Annotated in this window: 18 protein-coding genes; 6 read left to right on the forward strand and 12 right to left on the reverse strand. The window is 65.6% G+C overall.

The window, feature by feature from the left end:
* Window positions 1-13: 13 nt before the first annotated feature.
* Window positions 14-949, forward strand: coding sequence for a succinylglutamate desuccinylase/aspartoacylase family protein (locus NU688_RS11970; RefSeq protein ID WP_257860828.1), 936 nt, complete (start codon window positions 14-16; stop codon window positions 947-949).
* Between the two features lie 5 nt (window positions 950-954).
* Window positions 955-1,362 carry a hypothetical protein gene (locus NU688_RS11975; protein ID WP_257860829.1) on the forward strand — a complete coding sequence of 136 codons (408 nt, stop codon included), beginning with the start codon at window positions 955-957 and terminating at the stop codon, window positions 1,360-1,362.
* On the opposite strand, the gene NU688_RS11980 is transcribed toward NU688_RS11975, so the two are convergent.
* The 7 genes from NU688_RS11980 to NU688_RS12010 all read right to left on the reverse strand — a co-directional run bounded on the left by NU688_RS11980 (window position 1,352) and on the right by NU688_RS12010 (window position 7,513).
* Complete coding sequence (locus NU688_RS11980) at window positions 1,352-1,675, reverse strand: hypothetical protein (RefSeq protein WP_257860830.1); 324 nt, start codon at window positions 1,673-1,675, stop codon at window positions 1,352-1,354. The genes NU688_RS11975 and NU688_RS11980 overlap by 11 nt on opposite strands.
* A 14-nt stretch (window positions 1,676-1,689) precedes the next feature.
* Window positions 1,690-2,646, reverse strand: a complete 957-nt coding sequence (locus NU688_RS11985) for a restriction endonuclease (protein WP_257860831.1) — start codon at window positions 2,644-2,646, stop codon at window positions 1,690-1,692.
* A 73-nt stretch (window positions 2,647-2,719) separates the two neighbouring features.
* Window positions 2,720-3,649 (reverse strand): M23 family metallopeptidase, encoded by a 930-nt coding sequence (locus NU688_RS11990; RefSeq protein WP_257860832.1) that lies wholly within the window; start codon window positions 3,647-3,649, stop codon window positions 2,720-2,722.
* Between the two features lie 54 nt (window positions 3,650-3,703).
* Window positions 3,704-4,252, reverse strand: a complete 549-nt coding sequence (locus NU688_RS11995) for a pseudouridine synthase (protein ID WP_257860833.1) — start codon at window positions 4,250-4,252, stop codon at window positions 3,704-3,706.
* 68 nt (window positions 4,253-4,320) lie between these two features.
* Complete coding sequence (locus NU688_RS12000; RefSeq protein ID WP_257860834.1) at window positions 4,321-4,896, reverse strand: exonuclease domain-containing protein; 576 nt, start codon at window positions 4,894-4,896, stop codon at window positions 4,321-4,323.
* The gene (locus NU688_RS12005; protein WP_257860835.1) at window positions 4,877-5,659 is read right to left on the reverse strand and encodes a hypothetical protein; all 783 of its coding nucleotides are present in this window, start codon (window positions 5,657-5,659) and stop codon (window positions 4,877-4,879) included. The genes NU688_RS12000 and NU688_RS12005 overlap by 20 nt, the downstream gene beginning before the upstream one ends.
* Before the next feature lie 39 nt (window positions 5,660-5,698).
* Complete coding sequence (locus tag NU688_RS12010) at window positions 5,699-7,513, reverse strand: glutamine--tRNA ligase/YqeY domain fusion protein (RefSeq protein WP_257860836.1); 1,815 nt, start codon at window positions 7,511-7,513, stop codon at window positions 5,699-5,701.
* A 147-nt stretch (window positions 7,514-7,660) separates the two neighbouring features.
* Between NU688_RS12010 and NU688_RS12015 the strand changes: the two genes are divergently transcribed.
* Both NU688_RS12015 and NU688_RS12020 read left to right on the forward strand, forming a co-directional pair.
* Window positions 7,661-8,017 (forward strand): hypothetical protein, encoded by a 357-nt coding sequence (locus NU688_RS12015; RefSeq protein ID WP_206174483.1) that lies wholly within the window; start codon window positions 7,661-7,663, stop codon window positions 8,015-8,017.
* A gap of 155 nt (window positions 8,018-8,172) precedes the next feature.
* A complete protein-coding gene (locus tag NU688_RS12020) occupies window positions 8,173-10,065 on the forward strand; it encodes a hybrid sensor histidine kinase/response regulator (protein WP_257860837.1) in 1,893 nt (630 codons plus the stop codon).
* Here the strand turns inward: NU688_RS12020 and NU688_RS12025 are convergent.
* The 5 genes from NU688_RS12025 to NU688_RS12045 are packed head-to-tail and all read right to left on the reverse strand — an operon-like array spanning window position 10,028 to window position 13,798.
* Window positions 10,028-10,882 carry a LytTR family DNA-binding domain-containing protein gene (locus tag NU688_RS12025; RefSeq protein WP_257861198.1) on the reverse strand — a complete coding sequence of 285 codons (855 nt, stop codon included), beginning with the start codon at window positions 10,880-10,882 and terminating at the stop codon, window positions 10,028-10,030. The genes NU688_RS12020 and NU688_RS12025 overlap by 38 nt on opposite strands.
* 14 nt (window positions 10,883-10,896) lie before the next feature.
* The gene (locus NU688_RS12030) at window positions 10,897-11,994 is read right to left on the reverse strand and encodes a sensor histidine kinase (RefSeq protein WP_257860839.1); all 1,098 of its coding nucleotides are present in this window, start codon (window positions 11,992-11,994) and stop codon (window positions 10,897-10,899) included.
* The gene (locus NU688_RS12035; protein WP_257860840.1) at window positions 11,994-12,287 is read right to left on the reverse strand and encodes a 2TM domain-containing protein; all 294 of its coding nucleotides are present in this window, start codon (window positions 12,285-12,287) and stop codon (window positions 11,994-11,996) included. Before NU688_RS12035 ends, NU688_RS12030 begins: the two co-directional genes overlap by 1 nt.
* Entirely contained in the window at window positions 12,284-13,231 is a 948-nt protein-coding gene (locus NU688_RS12040) for a sterol desaturase family protein (RefSeq protein WP_257860841.1), read from the reverse strand. The genes NU688_RS12035 and NU688_RS12040 overlap by 4 nt, the downstream gene beginning before the upstream one ends.
* A gap of 45 nt (window positions 13,232-13,276) precedes the next feature.
* Complete coding sequence (locus tag NU688_RS12045) at window positions 13,277-13,798, reverse strand: DUF6622 family protein (RefSeq protein WP_257860842.1); 522 nt, start codon at window positions 13,796-13,798, stop codon at window positions 13,277-13,279.
* Window positions 13,799-14,053: 255 nt separating this feature from the next.
* Here NU688_RS12045 and NU688_RS12050 point away from each other — a divergent pair, with 255 nt between their 5' ends.
* A complete protein-coding gene (locus NU688_RS12050) occupies window positions 14,054-15,688 on the forward strand; it encodes an efflux RND transporter periplasmic adaptor subunit (protein ID WP_257860844.1) in 1,635 nt (544 codons plus the stop codon).
* 37 nt (window positions 15,689-15,725) lie between these two features.
* Window positions 15,726-18,860: an efflux RND transporter permease subunit gene (locus NU688_RS12055; RefSeq protein ID WP_257860845.1), complete on the forward strand. Its 3,135-nt coding sequence runs from the start codon at window positions 15,726-15,728 to the stop codon at window positions 18,858-18,860.
* Window positions 18,861-19,310 lie beyond the last annotated feature (450 nt).

The raw sequence follows: 19,310 nt of genomic DNA on the forward strand, positions 1-19,310 counted from the left end.
CGCCAACAGCCCCATGACCCAATCCCCCCCCGCCCTCGAAGTTCTCCCCCGCGACCTCTCCGCCTACCGCCAGGGCAACGTCGGCATCGACTACGTGCATCGATTCGAGTCCGGCAAGCCCGGCCCGCATGTGTTGATCAACGCGCTGACGCACGGCAACGAAATCTGCGGCATGACCGCCGCCACCCACCTGCTCGACAACAACGTGCGCCCCAAGATCGGCACGCTCACCGTGGCCTTCGCCAACATCGACGCCTACGAGTCGTTCAAGGAAGAGTCCCCCTACGACAGCCGCCAGATCGTGCACAACCTCAACCGCATCTGGTCGCCCGAATGGCTGGACGGCGGCGAAGACAGCCCCGAGCTGCGCCGCGCGCGCGTGCTTCGCCCGGTGGTGGATGCCGCCGACCACATCCTGGACATCCATTCGACCAGCCAACCCGTCGTGCCGTTCTGGGTCTACCCGGCGTTCGAGCGCAACGCCGAGGTGGCGCTGGCCATCGGCCGCCCGTCGGTGCACCTAGTGATGCCCGACGGCCTGGGCTCAGGCACGCCGCTGATCCAGTACGGCAGCCACGGCGGCCCCGACGGCAAGGGCGTGGCGATGGTGGTCGAGTGCGGCCAGCACTTCCTGCGCTCGGCGTCGGTGCTGGCCACTGCTGTCACGTATGACTTCCTCGCGTACTTCGGGCTCGTCGACAAGGACCCGGCCACGCCTGCGCCCGCGCCGCAGCGACGCTTTCAATTGCTGCAGACGCACGTCATCAAGTCGGCGGACTTCGCGTTCGTGCGGCCGCTGATCGGCTTCGAGACCTTTGCCAAGGACGAGCTGATCGCGACCAACGGCCCCGATGAAATCCGCGCGCCGTGCGACGACTGCACGATCTTCATGCCCGCGCAGCGCGTGATCGAGGGGCGCGAAGCGGTGTATCTGACCAAGCCGATCTGAAGCGCATGACGAACTCGCCCGTCATGAGCCGCTGGCGCGTGGCGGGCCTGGTGTTCGTCTTCCTGTGGTTCGCCATCGGCGGTGTCGCGCACTTCGTGGCGACCGAAGCGGAGATGCGCATCGTGCCGCCGTACATCCCCTGGCCGCGCGCGGCCGTGCTGGTGAGCGGCGTGTTCGAACTGCTGGGTGCGGCCGGGCTGCTGTGGCGGCCGACGCGGCGTGCTGCGGGCATCGGCCTCTTCCTTCTGACCCTGGCCGTGACGCCCGCGCATTTCTACATGCTGCAGCGGCCGGAGCTGTTTGCGAGCGTGCCGTATTGGGCGCTGGTGGTGCGGCTGCCGGTTCAGGTGGCGCTGCTGGCGCTCATTGCGTGGAGCACATCGGCGTGGCCGAAGAAGGCGGTCAGCAGATGAGCAGGTGCGTTGGCTTGGCCGTGGTGCTGTAGTCGGCGTGCCAGTAGTGCGGATCGTCGCAGAGGCTGAAGACGGCTTCGGCGTTCGCGTGGCGGTTGTCGAAGTGGTTGTGCAGGGTGACGTGCACCGAGCCTGCGTCGGGCCAGTCGATGCCGACGTCGACGACGCGGTTGCCTGAGGCGACTTCGGCGGCTAGGATTTTCTGCAGGGCGGGGTGCAGGCGGGTGTTGAGGATGTCGAGGGTTTCGCGGCGGGTGGCGCGGGCGAAGGATGCGTCCAGGCAGGCTTCGGTAAACAGCGGTTGATCGGTCATGGCGCGCCTCGTGGTCAGACTGTTGCAGATGCCTTCGACTTCGGAATCGTCCTGCCCCGGCACTTTGGATAGTTGGCGCAACCCCAGAAGCTGCCTTCATTTTTGGACGAATTTTTCTCGACCATCTTCGTGCCGCAGCTTGCACAGGTGGGCCGCCAGTAGTCGCCTTCGTAGGCCACGGTGAGCAATGCGGCCTGCTGCTCGGGTGTGCGCTGGCCGATCAGCTTGAGCAAGGCGGCGCCGTCCTGCGCGTGGATGCCGTTGGCCTTGGCGAACGCTGCGGCGTCGGCGGAAAACGTCGAGCTCGTCACATAGGTGCCGCTCTTCAACTGATGCGAAGCCATCACGCCAAGGAACTCCCGCATCTCCTTGACGCCCACCTTGCTTCGCCAGTGCTTGCATTGAACGATGCGCGGCACGTCGGTGTGCTTGGAGTGAAGCCAGATGTCGATGCCGCCGTCCGCGCCGTGCGACTGGCTGCGCGTGGTGAAACCCGCTTGCGCGTAGAGCGCTTCGCACAAGGCCTCGAAGCGGCGCCATTCGATGGCTGCGAGCACCGCGGGGCTCCATTGCTGCTGCTGTGCAGGTGCGGGTACTGAAGGCGAGGGCGTTGTTGGCTGGGAGAACTCGGAATCCAATACGGGTTCGCGTCGTGCGGCAGCAGGAGGGGTAACCGTTGGACGAGCGGCCTTGACCGCAGCAGCCGATGGCTCGGTACGCTCGATGGCCTGAGGCACAACCTTCTTGCGAGCGACGATGTAGTGCAGCCCCAGCAAGGCCACGCCAATCGCCAGCGCCGTCCAGCCCGCAGGGCGAAGCGCCGTGCCGAGCGTGCCGATGATCGGGCCGTGCATGAAAGCCGGAAGCACCACCAGGAGCAAGACGCCGACGACGATCGCCGTCCATCCGTTGCCCGCCAGTTTGCTGCGTGCGCGTTCGCGGCGCCGCTCGACTTTTGTCTGTTTGGTCATCGCCTCAACCCACCCCTCGTTGGAATGGCGCGAGTTTATGAGGCGAGGGGAATCCGGAACTCAGGGTGATTACTCAAGCCGCAACGAACAACGCCGGGTCCACCATCGCCCGATTCAACATCACAGACCAATGCAGATGCGGCCCCGTCACCCGCCCAGTCGCACCCACCGCCGCCAACGGCTCCCCCGTCTTCGCCACATCCCCCACCTTCACATCCACCCGGCTCAGATGGCAGTACATCGTCAGCAGCCCGCCGCCATGGTCGAGCCACACCGTGCCGCCGTTGAAGAAGTAGTCCCCCGTATCGATCACCCGCCCCGGCAGCGGCGCCAGCACCGGTGTGCCGGTGCTGGCCGCGATGTCCATCCCGCTGTGCGGATTGCGCGACTGCCCGTTGAACACGCGGCGCAGGCCGAACGAGCTGGAGCGGCGACCCGGCACGGGCACGCGCATCTGCAGCGAAGCATCGGGCCGCAGGTCGGTGAGCGTGGCCATCACGCCGGTCAGGTGATCGCGCTCGCGCACGTAGCGCGCTTCGTCCTCGGGCGAGAGGTCGACCGTGCGCGGCGCCACGGTCAGGCGCTGCTCGCGGTATTGCTTGTCGGTGACCGTGTAGGCGACCTGTCTTTCGCTGCTGCCGTTCTCGGCGCGCACCGTGATGCTCGCGTCGCCGGGCTTGGCTGCGAGCGGGATGCCGACCAGCGCCGTCCATTCGATGGCGTCACCCACAACGAGCAAGGGCACGTCGCCTGCAAAGGCCGCCGGGCGCTTGGCGCTCGGGCCGAGCGACAGGCGCGCGACGCCGCCCGGCACCTGGGATGCGTGCGGCCAGACGTCGGGGTGCTTCTGCGGTTGCGCCTGCTTCGACTTCGCGGGCGCAGCAGCGACGGCCTGCGTTGCGGGCAGCGCGAGCAGGCCCAGCGTGCCGAGCAATGCGCTGCGGCGATTCATCAGTGCGGGCGTGAGGAGGTCGGGCGAGGTGGTTCGGATGTGGTCGTGCATGAAGAAGAGATCGAATGAAACAGGTTCTGTCTGTGACGTCGCGCGGCCGCGTTGTTACTCGCGCCAGGTGCCGGGCGCCAATCCATCGAGCGTGTGCGGCCCGATGGCGGCGCGGATCAGGCGAAGCGTGGGCAGCCCGACAGCGGCGGTCATGCGCCGCACCTGGCGGTTGCGACCTTCGCTGATCGCCAGCTCCAGCCAAGCGGTCGGAATGCTCTTGCGCTCGCGAATGGGCGGTTGCCGCGGCCACACATCGGGCGGCGGATCGAGCAGGCGGGCGCGGGCAGGGCGCGTGAGGCCGTCGTTGAGTTGCACGCCCTGGCGCAGCGCGGCGAGCGCCTCTTCGGTCGGCACGCCCTCCACCTGCACCCAATAGGTCTTCTCCATCTTGAAGCGCGGATCGGCGATGCGCGCCTGGAGCTGGCCGTCATTGGTGAGGAGCAGCAGGCCCTCGCTATCGGCATCGAGGCGGCCGGCGACGTAGACGTCGGGGATGTCGATGAAGTCTTTCAGCCCGCGCCAGCGGCCCTCGGGGGTGAACTGGCTGAGGACGCCGTAGGGCTTGTTGAAGCGGATGAGGCGGGAAGGGCTCGGAAGGTTCATTGCCTTGCAGGATCGCTAGCTGCTTGCGGGAGCCTGCTGCAGACAGGCAAGCCCTTTCGGTTTTTGCGTTAGGTAATTTCGCCGAATTTGTTAAGAATTTTTCTTAACAAATCGCTTGTTGCTTCTGCGTCCCCGATCGCCGTGTGGCGATCTTTTTCTTTTATCTCTATCTCAAAGTAAGAAAAAGCACCATCAGATGTGACGGCTGAGCTGGGTATTTTGTTTTCAAGGGCCAGCACATAGAGCAGTGAATGCGTGTCAACGGCTCTGTGGGAAATTCCTGATATTTGATCATTCCCACTTTGGAATGCCAGTTTTTTCAAAAAAACCAAATCAAATCCAATGTTGTGACCTACGGGTGTAATTGTTTGATCCTGAAAGTTTTCGGAAATATATTTTTCAATCTCGATGTAAGCCAGCGTCGGGCTAACTGCCTTTTCGCGCCATTCGGTAGCATATGCCTGAAATATCTCGTGCGCGTAACTGCTCCATTCGATTGCCTCATGGCGAATGTAGATATTTTTTGGCGGAATGCTTCTGTTGATTGGAAATATTCCAATCGCTAAAACATCATGCTTAAATGGATTTGCACCACTGGTTTCAACATCAATTGCTACCAGATTTTTATGGTTTAGATTGATCATTGTCTGGCCCAAAAATCAAAGAATAGGTTTCCGTGACAATGGAATTTCCGAAAAGTCGCCAGTTATAAGCATAGCTGCCCGAGAAACCCCAAACTGAAACTAATGAAAAACCACCGAGAAAAAAGAGTATCCACCATCGGGGAGAAGCGTAGCCGTAGTGAATCGCTATAACTCCTGCCGCAATTCCAGCCAAGCACATCCAGAATAAACATGCGGATGCCAAGGCGACTGATCGGTGCAGCGTATATTTGTTTTGATAATTGGAAACCAGTGATTGGCTGAAATTTCGAGCGAGATAGCTTTTTGCAAGGGGAAAAAATTGACCCCAAGTTAGTGGAGTCTTGTCGTGAGAGAACTTTTCTTGAACCGCATTGAAGAGCGGTGTCAGATTGAGGTCATGGGAGTTTTCGTACTTCGGAATTCTGAAAATGAGAGATCTGATTGTTCTCTGAAACGCACTTTTGACATTCTTCTCGCTGGCGCCCCCCGATCTGGCCGTCCATTGTAAAATATGGCCGAGAAAATAGGTGATTATTAAGCTTGGAAGTGCAATTCCAATGCCTGTCTTTACGCTAATCGACTCTATGATCAAGGATGCATTGTTGGATGTGAGATGCGGGAAAAAGTTAGAGGACAAGACGGGTGCGAGTTGCCCCATAGAAACCCACCACATGACCAGAAAAACAAGAGCGATAATCCCGGGCAATATGATTCCAAAGAATTCGTACCCAAGATTTGTCAATTTGGCGAGTAGTTGTTCCATGGAATTGAGGGTTGGTTAATTAAATTTCGAAATCTTGATTTACTTGCCCCAGCTATCCCGCATCCCCGCAGCCCGATTGAACACCCGCTTCCCCACCGCATCCGTCTTCGTATCCACCACGAAGTACCCATGCCGCTCGAACTGAATCCCCACGCCAGCCTGGGCCGTCGCCAATGAAGGCTCCACAAACGCCGAGCAAATCTCCAGGCTCTGCTTGTTCAGTTCGTCCAGCAGCTCCCCGCTCCCCGGATTCGCCGCAGCAAACAGCCGCTCGTACAACCGCACCTCGGCCTGCACCGCATCCGCCGCAGCCACCCAGGTGATGTTTCCCTTCACCTTGATCGCGTCCGCGCCGGGCGTGCCGCTCTTGGTGTCCGGCACCAGCGTGGCCTGCACTTCGACGAGCTTGCCGTCGGCATCGCGCGTGGCGCCGGTGCATTCGATGACGTGGCCGTACTTCAGCCGCACCTTGTTGCCCGGGAACAGGCGGAAGAAGCCCTTGGGCTGCACGTCTTCGTAGTCGGTGCTTTCGATCCACACCTCACGGCCGAGCTTGAACTCGCGCTTGCCCATCTCGGGGTGGTGCGGGTGCACGGGGGCGGAGCAGTCGTCCAGCACATCGTCGCCGCCCATGAGTTCGCCCCAGTTCGTGATGACGAGCTTGACCGGGTCGAGCACGGCCATGGCGCGCGGGGCGATGGGGTCGAGGCTGTCGCGCAGCGCGGCTTCCAGGCTCGCGTAGTCGATCCAGCCGCCCGACTTGGTGGTGCCGCTGCGCTCGCAGAACAGGCGCAGCGCCTCGGGCGTGTAGCCGCGGCGGCGCAGGCCGGCGATGGTGGGCATGCGGGGGTCGTCCCAGCCGTCGACATGGCCTTCCTCGACCAGCTGGCGCAGCTTGCGCTTGCTGGTCATCACGTGGGTGACGTTCAGGCGCGCGAATTCGTACTGGCGCGGGTGCGGGCTCGCGATGAGGCCGCCTTCGGCGAGGCGGTCGAGCAGCCAGTCGTAGAAGGGGCGCTGGTCTTCGAATTCGAGCGTGCAGATCGAATGCGTGATCTGCTCCAGCGCGTCTTCGATCGGGTGCGCGTAGGTGTACATCGGGTAGATGCACCACTTGTCGCCGGTGTTGTGGTGCGTAGCCCGGCGGATGCGGTAGAGCGCCGGGTCGCGCATGTTGATGTTGGGGCTCGCCATGTCGATCTTGGCGCGCAGGATGGCAGCGCCGTCGTCGAGCTTGCCATCGCGCATCTCGCGAAAGCGCGCAAGGTTCTCTTCGGGCGTGCGGCTGCGGAAGGGGCTGTCTGTGCCGGGCGTGGTGAAGTCGCCGCGGTTGGCGCGCATTTCTTCGGGCGTTTGCTCGTCCACGTAGGCGAGGCCGGCACCGATCAGGTACTCGGCGGCTTCGTACATGAAGTCGAAGTAGTTGCTCGCGAAGTACTCGTGCGGCTGCAGGGTGCCGGGGGCGCTGGGGCGGTCGGCCAGGTAGGTTTCGTAGCCGAGCCACTTCACGGCATCACGGATGGAATCGACGTACTCCTGCTCTTCTTTTTCGGGGTTGGTGTCGTCAAAGCGCAGGTGGCTCACGCCACCGTACTCGCGGGCCAGTTCGAAGTTGAGCCAGATGCTCTTGGCGTGGCCGATGTGCAGGTAGCCGTTGGGTTCGGGCGGAAAGCGAAGGCGGACCTTGGCGGGGTCGGTCATGCCCTCTGCATGGTGGGCGGCGTTGCCGGGGGAGCCGCCCCATTTGCGGCCGGAATAGGCACCCTGTGCGAGGTCGTTCTCGATCACGTGGCGCAGGAAATTGCTCGGTGCGGCGGCCGTTTTGGCGCCGCTTTTGTCGGTCGGGGAGGTCATTGCTTCATTCTAGAGGCGACCCCCTGTGGGTTACCTTTGGCAACGTTCTTCACAATGGCCGGTGCACCCCGTTTGCAATTGCCGCGTTCAATACACACATGGGCGGTCCAGACCCGGACGCAGCCCCCGAAACAAGGAGTCAACATCATGAGCCTCACACGTTCCACCTTCTTCAAATGGGCTGCCGCGGGCGTCGTGGCAGCCGGTGCATTGTTTGCAGCCACCTCGGCCAGCGCGCGCAGCGACGTGAGCTGGTCGATCGGTGTCGGCGTGCCGGGCGTGGCGGTCGGCGTGGGCGGTCCCGCCTACTACCCGGCCCCGGTCTACGCGCCGCCGGCCCCGGTTTACTACGCACCGCCGCCGGTTTATTACCGTCCGCCGCCGCCCGTGTATTACCGTCCGGCCCCGGTGTATTACGGCCCGCCGGCCTACTACGGTCCCCGCTACTACGGCGGTGGGTACTACCGTGGTGGCTACGGTCACCGTCATGGTCACTGGCGCTAAACAGCCACACGATTCGTGACTGAATGAAAAAAGCCGGCCCCGCAAGGGCCGGCTTTTTCTTGGACGCCCGGACGCGCATCCAGCGGCCGTAAAAAATCAATCAGATCAACGGTTTGCCCGAGGGCGCCGGCCCCGCGCGAGCTACATTGCCGCCCATGAGCACACAGGGCGTCACTTCCTCCCCCGCATCGAACGACGTGCCCGCGAGCGCAGCCGCCCCGCACGGCCCCGGGGATTCCCACGCCCAGCTGGTGCGCGAGCGCCTGTTGCGCCGCATGTTCGTGATGGGCCCGCCCACGGTGTTGACGGCGCTGGCGTCCGCCATTGCGATGGCGGGCGTGTTCTTCTGGATGACGCGCGGCCCCGGCGCGTTGATGTGGGGTGCCGTGATCTGCACGCTGCTGTGCCTGCGGCTGGTGTTCATGCGCTGGAACGCGCGCCTCTACCCGGAGCCGGAATTCACGCTGCGCCAGCCCGACGGCGCGTGGCGTTTCATGGGGCCGCTGGCTGCCTACATGTCGATATGGACGCTGGCGCCCTGGGCGCTCATGCCGCCGGGCACGGAATCGCCCACGCGCATCCTGATCCTGCTCTTGGGCATGTTCGCCGTGCTGATGGGCTCGGTGCCGGTGATCGCCACCTGGCGCGCCATGGTTCCCGTGGTCACCATTCCGCTCACGCTGGGCGTGGTGACGCGCTTCGCCTGGATGGGCGGCACCGACGGCTGGTTCACCTGCGTGGTCGGCCTGCTGTTCGGCGGCTCGATGGCGCGCTTCGCGCTGTCGCAGCACCAGCTCATCCGGCGCAGCCTGTCCGACCAGATCGACAAGGAACTGCTGAGCGAGCAGCTGCTGCGCCAGTCGTTCGAGCTGCAGCGGCTCAACCGCGAGCGCAGCCGGTTTTTTGCCTCGGCCAGCCACGACCTGCGCCAGCCTGTGCATGCGCTGGCGCTGTTCTCGCGCTCGCTGGAGCGCGACCTGGCGGACCACCCGCTGGCCCCGGTGGCAAGCCGCGTGGTGCAGGCGACCGACGCGGTGAGCGGCCTGCTCAACGCGATGCTGGACATCTCCAAGATCGATGCGGGCACGGTGGTGCCCCAGCCCGTGGAGATGGCGGTGGACCCGCTGTTCCTGCGGCTGTCGCAGATCTTCGAGTCACGGACCCAGCAGGCGGGCCTGACGCTGCGTTTCCACACCGCGCCCGAATGGCTGCAGACCGATGGCGACCTGCTGCTGCGCGTGCTGACCAACTTTGTCGACAACGCCCTCAAGTACACGCCGCGCGGCGGCATCCTGGTGAGCGCGCGGCCACGCGGCGAGCGCCTGCGTCTGGCGGTGTGGGACACGGGCCTGGGCATCGCGCCCGAGCATCTGCCGCATGTGTTCGACGAGTTCTATCAGGTGGACAACCCGCAGCGCGATGTCGCGCGCGGCCTGGGCATCGGGCTGGCCATCGTCAAGCGCCTGGTGGACCTGCTGGGCGGAGAGATCGGCGTGCGTTCGCGGCTGGGCCGCGGCAGCGTGTTCTGGGTCGATCTGCCGCGTCGCCTTCACGCCCCCGCAGCCTTGGCCGTCGCACCCGCGGCCGTGCCCGATCCCGCCCATGCCGACATCACCGAATTGCCGCTGGTGCCGCCGCGCGTGCTGCTGCTCGACGACGAGCAGCCGGTGGGCGAGGCGGTGCGCATGTGGCTCGCGCCTTACTGCGAGCGCATCGAAATCACCTGCCGGCTGGCCGATGCCTCCGCGCAAGTGCGGGCGACGCCGGACGGCTTCGATGCCTTCATCGTCGACTTCCGGCTGGCGGATCCGCAGGACGGCATCGAGGCGACCGCGCAGCTGCGCCAGCTGGCCGGCCGTCGCGTGCCTACGGTGCTGGTCACGGGCGACACCGATCCCGAGCGTGTGCGCGCCGCCTACGCCAGCGGGTTGGTCGTGATGTTCAAGCCGGTCCAGCCGGAGGCGCTGCTGCGCACGCTGCACCAGATCATTCGCAGTGAGCAGGCAGATCTCACATCGCGCGAAACAGGTGTGCGTAGAGCCGGCTGACCGGGATCTTCTCGGCCCGGCCGCGCAGCGTGAGGTGCAGCTTGCCGGCTTCGTCGCGGTGTACCGACTCGATGGCCGCACTGCGCACAACCACCGCGCGGTGCACCTGCCAGAAGGTGTCGGTGTCGAGCTGGCTCAGCAACTGCTTGAGCGGTGTGCGGATCAGGTACTCGTGCGTGGCGGTGAGCACGCGAAGGTATTTGTCGGCGGCCTCGAAGTACAGCACTTCATCGATGGGCACCATGCGCACCGTGCTGCCGCCGGCGTCGCTCGCGGCAATCATCCGCAGCGGTGCTGCGGGTGCCGCTGCAGGCAGGGCCGCGCCGGTGCCGGCTGCGGTGAGCACCTGGCGCCATTGCGCGAGGGTTCGTTCGAGCGCTTCGTCATTCGCCACAGCGGGGGAGGCCGATGGCGAAGGCTGTTGCTGCTGTGCCGCCAGCGCCTGCTGCAGCCGCGCCACGGTTTTCTGCAGCCGCGCAGGCTGCACGGGCTTGAGCACGTAGTCGATGGCCTCTGCCTCGAAGGCGCGCGCGGCGTATTCGTCATAAGCGGTGACGAACACCAGTTGCGGCATCGGCGCCTCGTCGGTGGGCCAGCAGTCGGCCAGTTCGGCGGCGGCGCCGAGGCCGTCCAGGCCGGGCATGCGGATGTCGAAGAACAGCACCTGCGGCAACAGGCGCAGCGCCTCGCGCACCGCGCTGCGGCCGTCGCCGGCGGTGGCGACGATCTGCAGTCCGGGCCACGCGGCGGCCAGTTCGGCCTTGAGGGCTTGCGCGAGCAGGGGCTCGTCTTCGGCGATCAGTGCGGTGGGGTTCATGGTTGTCGTCGTGTTCATGAGGCAGCAGCAGTCGTCGGCAGCGGAAAGCTCAGCGTGGCGCAGGTTCCACCGGCCGGCGCGGCCGCGAGGTGCATTTCGCTTTGCGGGCCGAACACGGTGGCCAGGCGCTCGCGCACCTGTTCGAGCCCGAAGCCGCTGCTGCCGCCTTCCGAGGGCAACGCCGCATCGAGCCCGACGCCGGTGTCGTTCACTTCGATGACCAGCCGGTCTGCGTTCCGGCGTGCGCGCACGGCGATCTCGCCGCCTTCGACCTTGGGCTCCAGCCCATGGCGGATGCTGTTTTCCACCAGCGGCTGCAAGAGCAGCGGCGGCACGGGAACGTCGCGGAGGTCCTCGGGCAGATCGAGCGTGTAACGCAGGCGCTCGCCCATGCGCACCGACATCAGCTCGAGGTAGTCGCCCAGCCGGTCGAACTCGGCCGAGAGCGGATGCGCCAGCGCGCGCGAGCCGCTCAGCGTCATGCGCAGGTAGCTGTTGAGGCGGTCGAGCATCGCTACCGCACGCGGCGGGTCGACGGTGATCAGCACGCGCAGGTTCGCGAGCGTGTTGAACAGCATGTGCGGCTCGAGTTGCGTTTCCAGCAGCTTGAGCCGCGCCTCGGTGGCGTTGCGCTGCGCCAGGTCGATCTGCCTCTGCATGTATTTGCTCTTGCCGAGGCTGAAGAAGAAGTAGCTGATGGCGATGGCGGACGTGATGGTGATGACCACGGCGGTCGCCAGCTTGTGCCCCGCGTAGTCGAGAAAGTCGAAGGCCGGTGCGCCGCTCCACGCGTCACCGATCAGGTTGCCGACGACGAAGCCGACGGTCACCCCCACGATCACCAGCGCAACGCCTTTGAAGCCACGCGGCCATTTGGCGACTTCGCGATGGCCGCTCAGCATGAGCCGGCCCACGTCGATGCTCAGCCAGCTGACAGTTCCGATTGCAAGCGAGTACACGAGGTGCGCAGCCCAACTGCCGCCGAACATGAGGGTCAGCGCGCTGGCGATGAAGCAATTGAAGGCTGCGGTGATCAGGCCATGCTGCAGCAGGTCGCGCAGGTTTTCGGATCGGAACCTGGGGAGCGTTTCTGCGACCTCGCCTTCGCTCATCAACGCTCCCCGGCGCCCAGTGCACGGCGCTCGCGCTCCACCAGCCTGTCGTAGAAGCTGCCGCCCGGCGCGAGGAACCAGACCGCCGCGCCGTGGATGAGGAGGCCCAGGCCCCAGCCCATCAGCGGGTACATCGCCCAGGTGCGGCCGTTGGCAGCCGACAGGGCGACCAGCCCGAGGTTGACGAGTACGTAGAAGAAGGCGTGGGTGTACCAACCCATCTTGGCGCCGGCGCGGCGGCGGGCGAGCTTTTCGAGGTTGGGCTGCGAGGGGTTCGAAGGTGTGGGGTTCATGACAACTCCTTGATCTGGACGGGAATGAAATCGGGTGCCGTAGGCGGCGTTGAGGGCCGGACGGCCGCGCGCTGCCGCAGCTCCTCGGTGGTATCGCCGGGGCCATCCGGCCGCCAGCCCGGCGGCTTGACGAGGTAACCCACGAACGCCCGCACCGAGCGCGCCGAGCGCAGGTCGCGCAACAGCGCGCGCCAGTGGGTGAACTCGATCTCCAGGATGTTGTGCGAGGTGATCGGGTTCACCAGACCGTAGCGGCACGGCAGGTCGGCACGCTCGGGAATGTAGGTGCCGAAGAGCCGGTCGAACACGATCAGCACGCCGCCGTAGTTGCCGTCCAGGTATTCGAGGTTCGAGGCGTGGTGCACGCGGTGGGCCGAGGGCGTGTTGAGCACCCATTCGAGCGGCCCGAGGCGCGGAATCCAGGTCGCATGAATCCAGAACTGGTAGAGCAGGTTCAGCGCGAGCATCAGCAGGATCACCTTCGGCGGCATGCCCAGGAGCGGCGCCAGCATGAAGAACAGCAGCGAGCCGGTGAGGCGGCCGGTCCAGCCGAAGCGGTAGGCGGCCGACAGGTTCAGCTGGTTCGGCGAATGGTGGATGGCGTGGGTGCACCAGAACCAGCGCACCCGGTGGGCTGCGCGGTGGTACCAGTAGTAGCAGAACTCCTGGCCGATGAAGCAGGCGACCCAGCCGCTCCAGTGGTCCATCGGCAGGGTGAAGAGGCGGTGGTTCCAGAACCAGTCCATCGCGCCGGTCAGGAAGGCCACCGGCAGCAGCCAGCGCAGCGGGTATTCGCGCACCAGAAAGTCGAACACCGAGACGCCGGCCGCCTTCCAGTCGTAGCTCGCCCAGCCTTTGCGCCAGGACAGCACCAGCGCCTCGAGGATGGAGGCGACCAGCACCACCGTGACGGAGATCTTGAGGAGCAGAAAGAGCACGGTCATGGTGGTTCCTGGCTGGGCTGGAGACGCGAGGCTGGGGCTCGAATCTTAGGCCGGGCGAGCGCCGGTGGCGACAGCATCGGTGGCGATGGCCAGCCTCCACAGGCGCACCGCACGGGCCGCGAAGATGCCGCTGAAGGCGCCGTACAGCACAGGAAGGGCGATGGCAAAGCCGGCCTGATGGCGCAGCTCGGGGTGCATGGCCAGCGCCACGCCCACGACATACTTGGTGAAGAAGATGCCCATCATGAGCGCGAGCGGCACGGCGCTGCCGGCCACGTGGAACTGGCGGTTCGCCGCGTCGTAGCGGGTGGTGGCCGGCAGGGGGCGCTGCAGCACCAGTGCGATCAGCACCGCCGCTGCCGCCGCCCAGCCAAGGAGGGCGCCCAGCGAATCGCCAAAGGCCGAGATCACGCCGAAGAACGACAGCCCGCCCATGAGGATGGGCATCAGCGTGACCCGGGTGAGGCTCACGCTGTTCGACAGCAGTTGCTTGGCGCCGAGCCAGACGAGCAGCACGAAGACGGCGAACACCCACTTGGGTGTGTGAAGAATGATCTGCAGCAGCATGGTGGTTCTCCGGTGAAAGGTATGAGAGTTGTGGGCGGGGAATCGATGGGCGGACTGTGCCGACGCTCCCTCTCCCCAGCCACCGCCGTGCGACGAAATGCAGGAACACGGCGCGAACCGCATCCGGCCGGCGTGAATCGCAGGCGCCCGGCATCGATCGATGAGCTTTACCGTCGCTTTACGGCACAGCAAACTGCGGTACTACCATTTGGCGCTGTACTCTAGGCCGCACCTCTGCACCTCCCCACGCATCCCATGGACCCCAAAACTCCCCCCGAGCCCCTGCCGCCCATCGTGTCGCCGACACATCCACCGGCACGCAGGCGCCGGTGGCTGGGGTGGTTGCTGACCCTGGCGCTGCTCGTGGCCCTGGGAGGCGGGGCGTGGTACCTGATCCAGCGTTCGAAGGCGCCGGCTGCCGGACCCGGCGGCCCGGGTGGTCCAGGCGCCGGGCGGCAGGGCGGTGGCCCTGGTGGACGGGGCGGTGGTGGCGGCGCGGCCTCCAACACGGTCGGCGTCGCCACCGCGCGGCAGGCCGACATTCCGGTGCAGCTCGAGGCGCTGGGCACGGTCACCCCGCTGGCCAATGTCACGGTGCAGCCGCAGGTCTCGGGCGTGCTCACCGAGGTGCTCTTCAAGGAAGGGCAGATGGTCAAGAAGGGCGACGTGCTCGCCACCATCGATCCGGCGCCGTTCCAGAACGCGCTGGCGCAAGCTTCGGGCGCACGCCAGCGCGACGAGGCCCAGCTGGCCGCGGCGCGCGTCACGCTGCAGCGCTACCAGACGCTGCTCGGCCAGGACTCCATCGCCCGGCAGGACGTCGACACCCAGGCCGCGCTGGTCAAGCAGCTCGAAGGCACGGTCGCCATCGACCGCGCCAATGAAGGCACCGCGAAGCTCAACCTCACCTGGAGCCGCATCACCGCGCCGGTGAGCGGGCGCATCGGCCTCCGGCCGGTGGATGCGGGCAACTACATCTCGACCGGCACCACGGGCGGCGTGGCGGTCATCACGCAGATCGCGCCCATCGACGTCGAGTTCTCCGTGCCACAAGACCGCGTGCCCGAAGTGCAGGAGCGTCTCGCGCAGGGCGCGCAGCTCGAGGCCACTGCCTTCGACCGCACCCGCACGCGCCAGCTCGCCAAGGGCATGTTCTCCACGCTGGACAACCTGGTCGACACGCAGACCGGCACCGTCAAGTCGAAGGCGCGCTTCTCGAATGCCGACGGCGCGCTGTTCCCGAACCAGTTCGTCAACCTGCGGCTCCTGCTGCGCACCGTGAGCAGCGCGGTGGTGGTGCCGGTGACGGCGCTGCGCCACGGGCCCAACGGCGACTACGTGTATGTGGTGAACGAAGACAACACCGTCTCGCAGCGCCCCGTGACGCGCGGCGAATCGAGTGTGGACAACGTGGCGGTCATGTCGGGTCTGAAGGCCGGCGAGCAGGTCGTGACCGAAGGCGGGGACCGCCTGAAGGACGGCGCGCGCGTGCAGACCCAGGCCGACCGGCCGGCCACGCCGGCTTCGGGTGCGGCATCGGGCGCCCATCGGCGCCGGCAGGGCGGCGGCAGCGGCGCGAGGGCGGGAGGCCAGGCGCCTGCTGCCGCAGCGACCGCGCCTGCCACGGCCGCAGCGCCTGCCGGTGCAGCCGCAACGCCACCGGCCGCAGCAGCAACACCAGCGCCCGCAGCCGCAGCCGCAGCCGCAGCCAAGCTCCCCACCGCCGAGCAGCGCCAGCGCATGCTCGATTCGGTGAAGGACAACCCCGAACAGCTCGAACGCCGCAAGCGTTTCCTCGAAGCGCTCGACAAGGGCGATCCGGCGGCGCTGGAGCGCTGGCAGCGGACGTCGGAGCGCGGTGACCGGGGTGACGGCCGGCAGGGCCAATGAGCCGCCGGGCCGCTCCCGAGGTGCGGAGGCCTTTTAAATGAGTCCCTCACGCCCCTTCATCCTGCGACCGGTGGCGACCTCGCTGCTGATGGTCGCCATCGTGCTGGCCGGCATGGTTGGCTTCCGCTTCCTGCCGCTGTCGGCGCTGCCGCAGGTCGACTACCCGACCATCCAGGTGCAGACGCTCTACCCCGGGGCCAGCCCCGAGGTGATGAGCAACACCGTCACCGCGCCGCTGGAGCGCCAGTTCGGCCAGATGTCGGGCCTGGACCGCATGAGCTCGACCAGCGCGGCGGGCGTGTCCATCGTCACGCTGCAGTTCTCGCTCGGGCAGACGCTCGACGTGGCCGAGCAGGAAGTGCAGGCCGCCATCAACGCCGGCGGCTCGCTGCTGCCGGCCGACCTGCCCGCGCCGCCGGTGTATGCCAAGGTCAACCCGGCCGATGCGCCGGTGCTCACGCTGGCCATCACCTCCGACACGCTGCCGCTCACCGAGGTGCAGAACCTCGTGAACACCCGGCTCGCGCAGAAGATCAGCCAGGTCTCGGGCGTGGGGCTGGTGTCGCTCAGCGGCGGGCAGCGTCCGGCTGTGCGCATCCAGGCCAACACGCAGGCGCTCGCGGCCAACGGCATCGGGCTCGACACGCTGCGCACCGCCATCAGCGCGGCCAATTCGAATGGCGCCAAGGGCAGCTTCGACGGCCCCAAGCGCGCCTACACCATCAATTCCAACGACCAGCTGCTCACGGTCGAGGACTACAAGAACCTCATCGTCAGCTACAAGAACGGCGCGCCGATCCGCATGGTCGATGTGGCGCAGGTGGTCAACAGCGCAGAGAACACGCAGCTCGGCGCGTGGGCCGGCACCAAGACCGCCGAGGGTGGCGAAAGCGCCGAACCCAAGCTCACCCCCGCCATCATCCTGAACGTGCAGCGCCAGCCCGGCGCGAACGTGATCGCCACCGTCAACGCCATCAAGGCGCAACTGCCCGAGCTGCAGGCGGGCTTTCCGGCGGGCCTGAAGATCGAGGTGCTGAGCGACCGCACCGCGGGCATCCGCGCCTCGGTGCAGCACGTCGAGATGGAACTGGTGCTGGCCGTGGTGCTGGTGGTGCTGGTGATCTTCGCGTTCCTGGGCAGCCTGCGCGCCACGGTCATCGCGAGCATCGCGGTGCCCATCTCGCTCATCGGCACGCTGGGCTTGATGTACCTCTTGGGCTACAGCCTCAACAACCTGAGCCTGATGGCGCTGACCATCGCCACCGGCTTCGTGGTGGACGACGCGATCGTGATGATCGAGAACATCGCCCGCTATATCGAGGAAGGCGAAAAGCCGCTGCAGGCCGCGTTCAAGGGCGCGACGCAGATCGGCTTCACCATCATCTCTCTCACGGTGTCGCTCATCGCGGTGCTGATTCCGCTGCTCTTCATGGGCGATGTGGTCGGGCGGCTGTTCCGCGAGTTCGCGGTGACGCTGGCGATCACGATCCTGATCTCTGCGGTCGTGTCGCTCACGCTGGTGCCGATGATGTCGGCGCGCTGGCTCAAGCACGAACCCAAGAAGGAGCCAGGCGGCACAGGCTTCGGCGCACGCGCGCAGCGTTTCTTCGACGGCGTGATGGTGCGCTACGACCGCTCGCTGCACTGGGTGATCGACCACCAGCCGCTCACGTTGCTGGTCGCGCTGCTCACCATGGTGCTCACGGTGGTGCTGTACCTCACGATCCCCAAGGGCCTGTTTCCCACGCAGGACACCGGCCAGCTGCAGGGCCGCATCCAGGCGGCGCAGGACGTGTCCTTCGACCGCATGGCGCAGCTGCAGCAGCAGGCGGCGCGCGCGATCCTCGACGACCCGGACGTGGAGAACCTCAGCTCTTTCGTCGGCGTGGACGCCGCCAACAACACCATGCTGCACACGGGCAGCATGCTCATCAACCTGAAGGGCAGCCACGACAGCCAGCAGGAAGTGATGGACCGGTTGCGCGAGCGCGTACGGCAGGTGGCCGGCGTCACGCTCTACCTGCAGCCCACGCAGGACCTGACCATCGACGCCGAGACCGGTCCGACCGAATACCGCGTGTCGCTCGAAGGCGTGAACAGCGCGCTCATCACCGAGTGGATGAAGAAGCTGGTGGCGAAGCTGCAGGAGTCGGACAAGGTGCGCAACGTGAGCAGCGATGCTGGCGCGCAGGGCCTGGCCGCGTTCGTCAACGTGAACCGCGACACCGCGGCGCGGCTGTCGATCACCGCGAGCACGGTGGACGATGCGCTCTACAGCGCGTTCGGGCAACGCATCGTGTCGACGATCTTCACCGAGACGAATCAGTACCGTGTGATTCTCGAAGCGCGGCCGGGCATGGTGAACACGCCGCAGACGCTGGGGCAGCTGAACCTGATCGCCGGCTCGGGGACTGCCACGCCGCTGGCTGCGATTGCCGATATCTCGGAGCAGCAGGCGCCCTTGCAGATCACGCACGTGGCGCAGTACCCAGCGAGCACGCTGAACTTCGACACGGCGCCGGGTGTGTCGCTCGGGCAGTCGGTCGATGCGATTCGGGCGGCGGCCAAGGAGATCGGGATGCCGGGGAGCGTGACGATGACTTTCCTTGGGGCTTCGGGGGCGTACGAGCGGTCGCTGTCGAATCAGCTGTGGCTGATTCTGGCGGCTGTTGTCTGCGTGTACATCGTGCTGGGGGTGTTGTACGAGAGCTATGTGCATCCGCTGACGATTCTGTCGACGCTGCCTTCGGCTGGGGTTGGGGCGCTGCTTGCCCTGATGCTGACTGGCAATGATCTGGGGGTGATCGGGATCATCGGGATCATCTTGCTGATCGGCATCGTCAAGAAGAACGCGATCATGATGATCGACTTTGCGATCGATGCGGAGAGGACGGAAGGGAAGTCGGCTCGGGAGGCGATTCACCAGGCTGCACTGTTGCGGTTCAGGCCGATTCTGATGACGACACTTGCGGCTCTTTTTGCTGCCGTGCCGTTGATGCTGAGCTTTGGTGAAGGGGCCGAGTTGCGGCGGCCGCTTGGGCTTGCGATCTTTGGCGGGTTGATCGTTAGTCAGCTGCTGACCTTGTTCACTACGCCTGTTATCTATCTGGCGTTTGATCGGCTTGGTGGGGGGAGTACTCGGCAGGATGCTGTTGAGGAGGAAGCGGTTTGATCCGTTTTGCTTCCTGTTCTTCGTTTTTTTCCCGAGGCCGGGTCTCGCCCCGGCAGGCGACCTACTTTTCTTTGCTTCGCCAAAGAAAGGTAGGCAAAAGAAAGGCGACCCTACTGTCTGCGACCCTTCGCTGCGCTACGGGCAACCTGCGGTGCTCGCGTTTCGCGGGGTCTCGCAGAACTCGCTTCGCTCAAACAGCTGCGAGCCCTGATCCGCGAAACGCTGCGCTCCTCGGCGCAGCCAGAAGGGATGGGACGTCTTCGGGCCATCGCTGCGCTCGGCCATTGGTTTCGTTCGGGCCTTTGCTTCGCTCGGCGGCAGCCGGACTTGCTCCCTCTCCCCTTGGGGAGAGGGCGGGGGTGAGGGCATCGGCGTTCATGCGGGCGAGGCGGTGTTTCGGTGACGCCGACCCTCACCCCAACCCTCTCCCCAAGGGGAGAGGAAGCCCGA

Source organism: Variovorax sp. ZS18.2.2, assembly GCF_024701975.1.
Lineage (GTDB): Bacteria > Pseudomonadota > Gammaproteobacteria > Burkholderiales > Burkholderiaceae_C > Variovorax.

Coding starts and splice junctions, on each gene's coding strand:
- NU688_RS11970 (WP_257860828.1), top strand. CDS start 14: ATGACCCAATCCCCCCCCGCCCTCGAAGTTCTCCCCCGCGACCTCTCC.
- NU688_RS11975 (WP_257860829.1), top strand. CDS start 955: ATGACGAACTCGCCCGTCATGAGCCGCTGGCGCGTGGCGGGCCTGGTG.
- NU688_RS11980 (WP_257860830.1), bottom strand. CDS start 1,675: ATGACCGATCAACCGCTGTTTACCGAAGCCTGCCTGGACGCATCCTTC.
- NU688_RS11985 (WP_257860831.1), bottom strand. CDS start 2,646: ATGACCAAACAGACAAAAGTCGAGCGGCGCCGCGAACGCGCACGCAGC.
- NU688_RS11990 (WP_257860832.1), bottom strand. CDS start 3,649: ATGCACGACCACATCCGAACCACCTCGCCCGACCTCCTCACGCCCGCA.
- NU688_RS11995 (WP_257860833.1), bottom strand. CDS start 4,252: ATGAACCTTCCGAGCCCTTCCCGCCTCATCCGCTTCAACAAGCCCTAC.
- NU688_RS12000 (WP_257860834.1), bottom strand. CDS start 4,896: ATGATCAATCTAAACCATAAAAATCTGGTAGCAATTGATGTTGAAACC.
- NU688_RS12005 (WP_257860835.1), bottom strand. CDS start 5,659: ATGGAACAACTACTCGCCAAATTGACAAATCTTGGGTACGAATTCTTT.
- NU688_RS12010 (WP_257860836.1), bottom strand. CDS start 7,513: ATGACCTCCCCGACCGACAAAAGCGGCGCCAAAACGGCCGCCGCACCG.
- NU688_RS12015 (WP_206174483.1), top strand. CDS start 7,661: ATGAGCCTCACACGTTCCACCTTCTTCAAATGGGCTGCCGCGGGCGTC.
- NU688_RS12020 (WP_257860837.1), top strand. CDS start 8,173: ATGAGCACACAGGGCGTCACTTCCTCCCCCGCATCGAACGACGTGCCC.
- NU688_RS12025 (WP_257861198.1), bottom strand. CDS start 10,882: ATGAACCCCACCGCACTGATCGCCGAAGACGAGCCCCTGCTCGCGCAA.
- NU688_RS12030 (WP_257860839.1), bottom strand. CDS start 11,994: ATGAGCGAAGGCGAGGTCGCAGAAACGCTCCCCAGGTTCCGATCCGAA.
- NU688_RS12035 (WP_257860840.1), bottom strand. CDS start 12,287: ATGAACCCCACACCTTCGAACCCCTCGCAGCCCAACCTCGAAAAGCTC.
- NU688_RS12040 (WP_257860841.1), bottom strand. CDS start 13,231: ATGACCGTGCTCTTTCTGCTCCTCAAGATCTCCGTCACGGTGGTGCTG.
- NU688_RS12045 (WP_257860842.1), bottom strand. CDS start 13,798: ATGCTGCTGCAGATCATTCTTCACACACCCAAGTGGGTGTTCGCCGTC.
- NU688_RS12050 (WP_257860844.1), top strand. CDS start 14,054: ATGGACCCCAAAACTCCCCCCGAGCCCCTGCCGCCCATCGTGTCGCCG.
- NU688_RS12055 (WP_257860845.1), top strand. CDS start 15,726: ATGAGTCCCTCACGCCCCTTCATCCTGCGACCGGTGGCGACCTCGCTG.